The sequence below is a fragment of the Embleya australiensis genome, assembly GCF_051903075.1.
GTDB lineage: Bacteria > Actinomycetota > Actinomycetes > Streptomycetales > Streptomycetaceae > Embleya.
On record NZ_CP182423.1, the window covers coordinates 3,329,886 to 3,339,285 of the forward strand.

A 9,400-nucleotide genomic window follows, 5' to 3' on the forward strand; every position below is an offset into this window, starting at 1 on the left:
CGACTACCTCAAGCGGGTGGCCGAGGAACTTCGGCAGACCAAGCGGCGGTTGGCCGCAGTGGAGGCGCGCGGCCGGGAACCGATCGCCATCGTCGCCATGTCGTGCCGTTTCGCCGGCGGGATCCGCTCGCCCGAGGACCTGTGGCGGCTGGTCGCGGCCGGCGCGGACGTGCTCTCCGACTTCCCGACCGACCGGGGCTGGGACGTCGATGGCATCCATGACCCGGACCCGGCCGCGCCCGGCAAGACCTATGTGCGCCGGGGCGGCTTCGTGTCCGATGTGGGCGACTTCGACGCGGAGTTCTTCGGCATCTCGCCGCGCGAGGCGCTGGCGATGGATCCCCAGCAGCGGTTGTTGCTGGAGACGTCGTGGGAGGCGTTCGAGCGGGCCGGGATCGACCCAATCGGGCTGAAGGGCAGCCGCACCGGTGTCTTCGTCGGGGCCGGCGCGCTCCGCTATATCGAGCATCCGGACGACGTGCCGCAGAGTGTCGAGGGCTACCTCCTGACCGGAAACGTGGCCAGTGTGCTGTCCGGCCGGTTGTCGTACACGTACGGGTTCGAGGGCCCGGCGGTGACCGTGGACACGGCCTGTTCGTCCTCGCTGGTCGCCTTGCACCTGGCCGCGCAGGCCCTCCGGCAGGACGAGTGCTCCCTCGCCCTGGCCGGCGGGGTGTCGGTGCTCTCGGATCCGTCCCTGTTCGTCGAGTTCAGCCGCCAACGCGGCCTCGCGCCGGACGGCCGCTGCAAGGCGTTCGCCGCGGCCGCCGACGGCACCGGCTGGTCGGAGGGCGTGGGCCTGCTGTTGCTGGAACGGTTGATCGACGCGCGGCGCAACGGCCACCAGGTGCTCGCCGTACTGCGCGGCAGCGCGGTCAACCAGGACGGCGGCGGCAGCGGACTGACCGCGCCCAGCGGTCCCGCGCAGCAACGGGTGATCCGACAGGCGCTGGAGAACGCCCGACTCACGGCGGATCAGGTCGACGCGGTGGAGGCGCACGGCACCGGCACGGCACTCGGCGACCCGATCGAGGCGCGCGCGCTCCTGGCCACGTACGGACGCGACCGCGACCCGGAACGGCCGCTGTGGCTGGGCGCGCTGAAGTCCAATCTCGGTCACTCGGTCGCCGCCTCGGGGGTGGCGGGGGTGATCAAGATGGTGCAGGCGATGCGCCGGGGCGTGTTGCCGAAGACACTGCACGTGGATGCGCCGACCCCGCACGTGGATTGGTCGGCGGGCGCGGTGGAGCTGTTGACCGAGGCGCGACCGTGGCCACAGACGGGTCGGCCGCGTCGGGCCGGCGTGTCGTCGTTCGGGATCAGCGGGACGAACGCGCACGTGGTCATCGAGGAGGGCGAGGCGGTGCCCGCCGCCGAGGACGGCGGCGGGCCGGTGACGACGGAAGGACCCGGGCACGACCACATCCCCTGGCTCGTCTCCGCCCGCTCCGAAGCCGGACTGCGCGCGCAGGCGCGGCGTTTACTGGACCACATCGAGGCGCACCCCGACCTCACCCCGCTCGACCTCGCCCATTCGCTGGCCGCGACTCGTTCGGCGCTGGATGTGCGCGCTGTGGTCCTCGGTGTCGATCGTGCGGAACTCCTCGCGGGATTGGGCTCCTTGGCGGACGGGGCGCCGGGGTCCGGCGTGGTGACGGGGACGGCTCGTACGGATGGTCGAGCGGCGTTCCTCTTCAGTGGACAGGGCAGTCAGCGGGTCGGGATGGGGCGTGAACTGCACGCCACCCAGCCGGTGTTCGCGGCGGCCTTCGACGAGATCGTGGCCGCGTTGGATGACCGGTTGGCCGGACACGTGACGCATTCGGTGCGGGACGTCGTCTTCGGAGCGCAGGGCACCGAGGGGCTTCTCGACGAGACGGTGTTCACGCAGGCGGGGTTGTTCGCCGTCGAGGTGGCGCTGTTCCGACTGGTCGAATCGTTCGGCGTGCGACCCGACTTCCTGCTGGGCCATTCGATCGGGGAGTTGGCCGCCGCGCACGTCGCCGGTGTGTGGTCACCGGCCGATGCGGCGGCGGTCGTGGCGGCGCGGGGCCGGTTGATGCAGGCGCTGCCGCCGGGTGGCGCGATGGTCGCGGTGCAGGCGGGCGAAGCGGAGGTACGTATCGCCCTCAAGGGCCTGGATACGGCGGGTCTGGCGGCGGTCAACGGGCCGACGTCCGTGGTGGTTTCGGGGGATGAGGACGCCGTACTGGCGATTGCCGCGCGCTTCGCGGAGCAGGGGCGGCGGACCCGGCGGCTCCGGGTCGGGCACGCGTTCCACTCGGTGCGGATGGAGTCGATGCAGGCCGACTTCCGGACGGTGCTGGAGGGAGTGTCGTACGGGAGCGCACGGTTTCCGGTGGTCTCCAATGTCACGGGCCGGATCGCCGAGGACGCCGAACTGGCCGACCCCGGCTACTGGGTGCGCCAGGTGCGTGAACCGGTCCGCTTCGCCGACGGCATCGGCACACTCGTCGCGGAAGGCACCACGGCGTTCGCGGAGATCGGTCCGGATGCGGTGGCCGCCGCGATGGCGCGGGAGAACATCGATTCGCGGACCGGGCCCACCGTCGTGCCGTTCCTGCGTCGGGACCACTCCGAGACACGGACCACGAGCACCGCACTGGCCGGCCTGCACGGCGCCGGAATCCGGGTGGACTGGTCCGGTGTCCCGGCCGCGCGTGGCGGCAGGCGCGTGGAGTTGCCGACGTACGCCTTCCAGCGGCGGCGCTACTGGCTCGCCACCCGACGTCGTGACGCCGGTGCCGTTCCGGTTGGCGCCGGCCGGGACGCGGACGGCGTCGATCCGGGAGCGAGTCCGCGATACACGATTCGCTGGCGGTCGGTCGCCGAACCGTGCGATGCCCGGTTGTCCGGCACCTGGCTGGTGATCTCGTCCGACACCGATCTCGGCGCGGCGGGTGGGCGGGCGCTCGAAGCGCGTGGCGCGCACGTCGCACACCTCGTGGTCGAGCCCGGCGCGGCGAACCGGGCGGCGCTGGCCGAACGGCTGCGGGCGTACCCCGACATCATCGGCGTCGTCTCGCTCCTGGGGCGTGACACGACACCCGACCCCGTCGCGCCCGGGCTCACCGCCGGCCTCTCCGGCACGCTCGCCCTCGTTCAGGCGCTGTGCGATCTCGGACTCGACGATCGGGTGCGGGTGTGGGGTCTGACCCAGGGTGCGGTGCGTACGGGCGCCTCGGATGTTCTCCGGCACGTCGAGCAGGCCCAGGTCTGGGGCCTGGGCCGCACCGTCGCGCTGGAGCATCCCACGCTGTGGGGCGGCCTGATCGACCTGCCCGCCACGCCCGACGAGCCGGCCTGGTCCCGGGTTGCCGCGGTGATCGCCGACGGCGCCGAGGATCAGGTCGCCGTGCGTACGACCGGGGTGTGGGCACGACGGTTGTCCGCCGGGGCGCCGTCGGAGCACTCCGCCGACTGGCGGCCGACGGGCCGGATCCTGATCACCGGCGGCACCGGCGGCCTGGGTGCCCGGGTGGCCCGCTGGGCGGCGGAACGCGGAGCGCACGACGTGGTGTTGGTCAACCGTCGTGGCAGGGACGCGCCGGGCGTGCCCGAACTCGTGGCCGAACTCGCGGAGTTCGGCGCGCGCACGACCGTCGTCTCCTGTGACCTCGCCGATCGGGCCGGCGTCGCCCACCTCGTCGCCGAACTGGAAGCGGACGGCGGCCCGATCGAGGCCGTCGTACACGCCGCCGGCATCGTCCGGGACCGGGCACTGCTCGACACCGACCCCCAAACCTGTTCGGACGTGCTCGCCGGCAAGGCGGTCGGGGCCGCGAATCTCGACGCGGTGTTCGGCGAACGCCCCCTGCGGGCCTTCGTATTGTTCTCCTCGATCGCCGGTGTGTGGGGCAGCGGCGCGCAGGGCGCGTATGCCGCCGCGAACGCCGCCCTCGACGCGCTGGCCGAGCGGCGCCGCGCGCGCGGACTCGCCGCGACCTCCATCGCGTGGGGACCGTGGGCCGGCGACGGCATGGTCGCCACGGAACGCGACGTGGAGTGGGTGGCCCGGCGCGGCCTGCGCCTGCTCGACCCGGACACCGCCCTGGCCGCGCTTGCCCACGCGGTCGGCGGCCCCGAGCCCACGGTGACCGTCGCGGACGTCGACAGGCAACGCTTCACCGCCACCTTCACCGCACTGCGCCCCAGCCCGCTGTGGAGCGAACTCGCGACGGACGCCGAGGAATCGGCGGAGCCGGAAGACGCCGCGACCGCCGAACTCGGCCGCCGCCTCGCCGCCTCCCCACCCGCCGACCGACCGGCGCTTGCACTCGACGCGATCCGCGTCGAGGTCGCGCGCGTACTCGGCCACGCCTCACCGCAGGCGATCGATCCCGACCGGGCCTTCCGCGACCTCGGCTTCGACTCGCTCACCGCCGTCGAACTGCGTGACCGGCTCGCCACCCGGACCGGGCTTCCCCTGCCCGTCTCCGCCGTCTTCGACCACCCCTCGGCGACCGCGTTGGCCACATTCCTGTGCGCCGAACTCGACGGTGGGCGGCGGCAGACGAGCCTGTCGATCCCGGCCGTCGCGCGGGCCTCGGCGGACGAACCGATCGCGATCGTCGGCATGGCCTGCCGCTTCCCCGGCGGAATCGGCTCGCCCGAGGACCTGTGGCGGCTCGTCGCCGACGGCGGCGACGCCATCGGACCCTTCCCGGGCGATCGCGGCTGGGACCTGGAAGGCCTGTACCATCCGGACCCCGACCATCCCGGAACCTCCTACGCGCGGCACGGCGGATTCCTGCCCGGCGTCGCCGAGTTCGACCCCGGCTTCTTCGGGATCTCGCCCCGCGAGGCGCTGGCGATGGACCCGCAGCAGCGGCTGCTCCTGGAGACCACGTGGGAGGCGTTCGAACGGGCCGGACTCGATGCGTCGGCGCTTCGAGGCACGCCCACCGGGGTGTTCGTCGGCGGCACGCCGTCCGGGTACGGTTTCGGCGCGCGTGACGCGGAGGGCTACGCGCTCACCGGCGGCGCGGGCAGCGTGCTGTCCGGTCGACTGGCCTACACCTTCGGCCTCGAGGGCCCGGCGATGACCGTGGACACCGCGTGTTCGTCCTCGCTGGTGGCGCTGCACCTGGCCGTGCAGGCGTTGCGGCGCGGCGAATGCGCGACGGCGCTGGCCGGCGGTGTCACGGTGCTGGCCGATCCCACGGGCTTCATCGAGTTCAGCAGGCAACGCGGCTTGGCCCGGGACGGCCGCTGCAAGTCGTTCGCGGCGGCGGCCGACGGCACCGGCTGGTCCGAGGGGGTCGGCGTGGTCCTGCTCGAACGGCTCTCCGACGCCCGGCGGCACGGCCGGCGGGTATGGGCGCTCGTGCGCGGCAGTGCCGTAAACCAGGACGGCGCCAGCAACGGGCTGAGTGCGCCGAACGGTCCGGCGCAGCAGCGGGTGATCCGACTCGCGCTGGCCGACGCCGAGTTGACGGGCGATCAGGTGGACGCGGTGGAGGCACACGGGACCGGTACCACGCTGGGCGACCCGATCGAGGCGCAGGCGCTGCTGGCCACCTACGGCCACGACCGGCCCGCCGACCGACCGCTGTGGCTCGGCTCGGTGAAGTCCAACCTCGGCCATGCGGCGGCGGCCGCCGGCATGGCGGGCCTGCTCAAGACGGTGATGGCGCTGCGGCACGGCGTACTGCCCAGGACGCTGCACGTGGACGCGCCGACGCCGCACGTCGACTGGTCGGCCGGCGCGGTCGCGCCGCTCACCGACAGTGTGCCCTGGCCGGAGTACGACCGGCCGCGCCGGGCCGGTGTCTCCTCGTTCGGGATCAGCGGCACCAACGCGCACGTGATCGTGGAACAGGCGCCGCCCACGCCCGCCCCCGCCTCCGCCGTGGAGCCGGCCGAACCCGAAGCCGGAGCCGAACCCGAAGCAGACGACCACGCCGCGCCGCTGCCGTACCTGCTCTCCGCCGCCACCGAACGCGAACTGCGCACGGTCGCCGACCGACTGCGCGCCCATCTCGCGCGACACCCCGACCTCGCCCCGGCCGACCTCGCGTTCTCACTGGCCCGCACCCGCACCCGGCTCGCCCATCGCGCGGTCGTGGTGGCCCGGAACCGGGACGGCCTCCGGCACGCGCTGGACGGCCTCGCCTCGGGCGAAGCGACGGCGGGCGTCGTCGAGGGCAGCGGGCCGGTCCGCGACAGGGTCGTATTCGTCTTCCCCGGCCAGGGCTCGCAGTGGCCCGGCATGGCTGCCGAACTACTCGACCAGGCACCGGTGTTCGCCGAGCACATCGAGCGCTGCGCGGCGGCGCTGGCCCCGTACGTCGACTGGTCGCTCACCGAGGTGCTGCGCGATCCGGAGGGCGCCGGCCTGGAGCGCGTGGACGTGGTGCAGCCCGCGTTGTGGGCGGTGATGGTCTCGCTCGCCGAACTCTGGCGCGCCCACGGGGTCCGACCCTCCGCCGTGGTCGGGCACTCCCAGGGCGAGATCGCGGCGGCCTGCGTCGCCGGCGCGCTGACCCTGGCGGACGGCGCGCGGATCGTCGCGCTGCGTGGCAGGGCGCTGCTCGACCTGGCCGAGCGCGGCCTGATGGCGTCGGTCGCCATGTCGGAGGCCGAAGTGGTCGCGCGTATCACGGAGTTCGACGGCCGGTTGTCCCTCGCAGCGGTCAACAGCCCCGGCCAGGTGGTCGTCTCGGGCGAGCCGGCGGCGGTGCGGGAACTGGTCGAGGCGGCGGAGCGCGGGCGGATCCTGCCGGTGAACTACGCCTCGCACTCGGCCCGCGTCGAGGAGATCCGCGATCGGCTGCGCGGCGACCTCGCCGGGATCGAATCGCCGGCCGCGACGGTGCCGTTCCACTCCACGGTGACGGGCGGGCCGCTGGACACCACGCGGTTGGCCGCCGACTACTGGTACGACAACCTGCGGCACACCGTGCGGTTCGAACAGACCGTACGCGGGCTGCTGGCGCAGGGCTACGACACGTTCGTCGACGTGGGTCCGCACCCCACGCTGCTCACCCCGATCCGGGAGACGGCGGCGGCCGTCGGCATCGAGCCGGCGACCGTCGGGACCCTGCGTCGCGAGCAGGGCGACCTCGAACGGTTCCTGCTCTCCGTCGGCGAGGCGACGGTCCTGGGCGTCACACCCGACTGGGAGGCGGTGTTCGCCGGCCGCCGGGCCGAGGCCGTCGACCTGCCGACGTATCCCTTCCACCGGCGGCGCTACTGGCTCGATCGGGCGCACGTCGCGGCCGAAGCGACCCGTGACCCGGTCGAGGCGCGCTTCTGGGAGCTGATCGAGGCCGACGATTCCCGGGCCCTCGCCGACCTGCTCGACACCCCCGACGCGCGACCGTGGCACGCGGCGTTGCCCGCGTTGCGGACCTGGCGCCGCCGGGCCCGCGAGCGGCGCATCGCCGACGCGTGGCGCTACCGCGCCGTTTGGCGGCCCGCCGACGACCTGCCCACCGATCCCGCCACGCCCACTACGTGGCTGGCGGTCGTACCGGCCGACGACGAGGAAAGCGGCGCATGGGCGGCGGCGCTCGCCGAGCGGGGCACGAACGTCGCCATCCTCGTCGTCGACCCCACCCGGCCCACCACCGGGGCCGAACCGGCGCGCAGCCTCGAAACGGCGATGCCCGACGGCGCGGGACCACTCGGGATCCTGTCCCTCCTCGGCCGCGACCCGGCCGGTCTCGCCGGCACGCTGCTCCTCGTCCAGGCCGCCGCCGCCCGCACCGCCGACACCCGGCTGTGGTGCCTGACGCGCGGCGGCGTCGAGGTCGACGGCGACCCGGCGCCCCCGGATCCGGAGCAGGCCCGGATCTGGGGCCTGGGCCGGGTCGCCGCCCTCGAACTGCCGGACCGCTGGGGCGGCCTGATCGATCTGCCGGAGCACCCGGATCCGGATGCCGTCGAACGGGTGTGGCGGGCGCTGGGCAACGCGGCCCACGAGGACCAGCTCGCCGTCCGACCGACCGGGACCTTCGTCCGCCGCATGGTGCACGCGCCGGTGGCCGGCGCCGAAGCGGTACGGGACTGGCGGCCGTCCGGCACCGTACTGATCACCGGCGACATCGGCGACATCGGCGGCACGGGCGGCACCGGCGACACCGGTGCGCCTGCCGCCCGGCTCGCCCGCCGACTGGCCGAGCGCGGCGCGGAACACGTCGTGCTGGCCGGGCGGATCGACCCCGACGCCGCCGCCCGCCTCGAAGTCGACCTCGCCGCAACCGGCACCGGGCTCACCACCGCCGCGTGCGATCTGAGCGACCGGCGTGAGGTCGCCGACCTGATCGAGCGCGTCACCGCGGCGGGCCGAACGATCACCGACCTGATGCACACCGCCGGCGATCCCGGCCTGGCCGCCCTGCTCGACACCGACCCCGCCGCCGTCGCCGTCGTACTGGCCACCAAGGTGGACGGCGCCCGCATCCTCGACGAACTCCTCGATCCGGACGCGCTGCGCACCATCGTGTACTTCTCCTCCGTGGCCGCCTTCTGGGGCAGCGGCGAACACGGCGCCTACGCCGCCGCCAACGCACACCTGGACGCCCTCGCCCGACAACACCGCGCGCGAGGCCGGCACGCCCTGTCCGTGGCCTGGTCGGTCTGGGACCCGACGACGGAGCCGGCCCCGGCGGGCCGCCCCGCAACGGAACAGAGCGCGGCAGAGCCGGAGTTCGTTCGTGCACTACGCCGCATCAGGCTCGCCGGCCTGCGTACGCTCGACCCCGAAGCGGCCCTGGCGGCACTGCAACGGGCCCTCGACCACGACGACACCTGTGTGACCGTCGCCGACGTCGACTGGCCGGTTTTCATCCGCGCCTTCACCGCCCGCCGACCCAGTCGCCTGATCGACACCGTCCCCGAGGCCCGCACCACCCCGGCCGCGACCGAGGAGCACGTGCACGCGGCCGACGACTTCCGCCGTGAAATCGTGGAGTTGTCCGCCGCCGACCGTTCGCACCGCCTCCTGGAGCTGGTCCGCACCCATGCTGCCGCAGCCCTCGGCCACGAGTCGGTCGAGGAGGTCCGGCCCGAACGCGCCTTCGCCGACCTCGGCTTCGAGTCCGTCACCGCCGTCGACCTGCGCAACCGGCTGAACCGGCGCACCGGCCTCGACCTGCCGGCCACCCTGCTGTTCGACCACCCGACCCCGCTCGCCCTGGTCGACCTGCTGACGGCCGAACTCCTGCCGGATGCACCCGTGAACGCCGCCCACGTCCACGCCGAACTCGACCGCCTCACGGCCGATCTGGCCTCGGCCTCGGTCGGCGAAACGGACCGGGCCGGCATCACCCGGCGACTGCGGGCACTGCTCGCCGACTGGAACGGCACGGCAGGCACCGAACCCTCGACCGACCCGCCGAGCGTCGCAGCCGAACTCGAAGCGGCCTCGGACGAC

General features: G+C 74.0%; 1 pseudogene. It reads left to right on the forward strand.

Going from position 1 to position 9,400, the window contains the following annotated elements:
- Positions 1 to 22: 22 nt before the first annotated feature.
- Positions 23 to 9,169: pseudogene (locus ACMXN5_RS44795) on the forward strand (type I polyketide synthase); the annotation flags it as partial.
- Positions 9,170 to 9,400 lie beyond the last annotated feature (231 nt).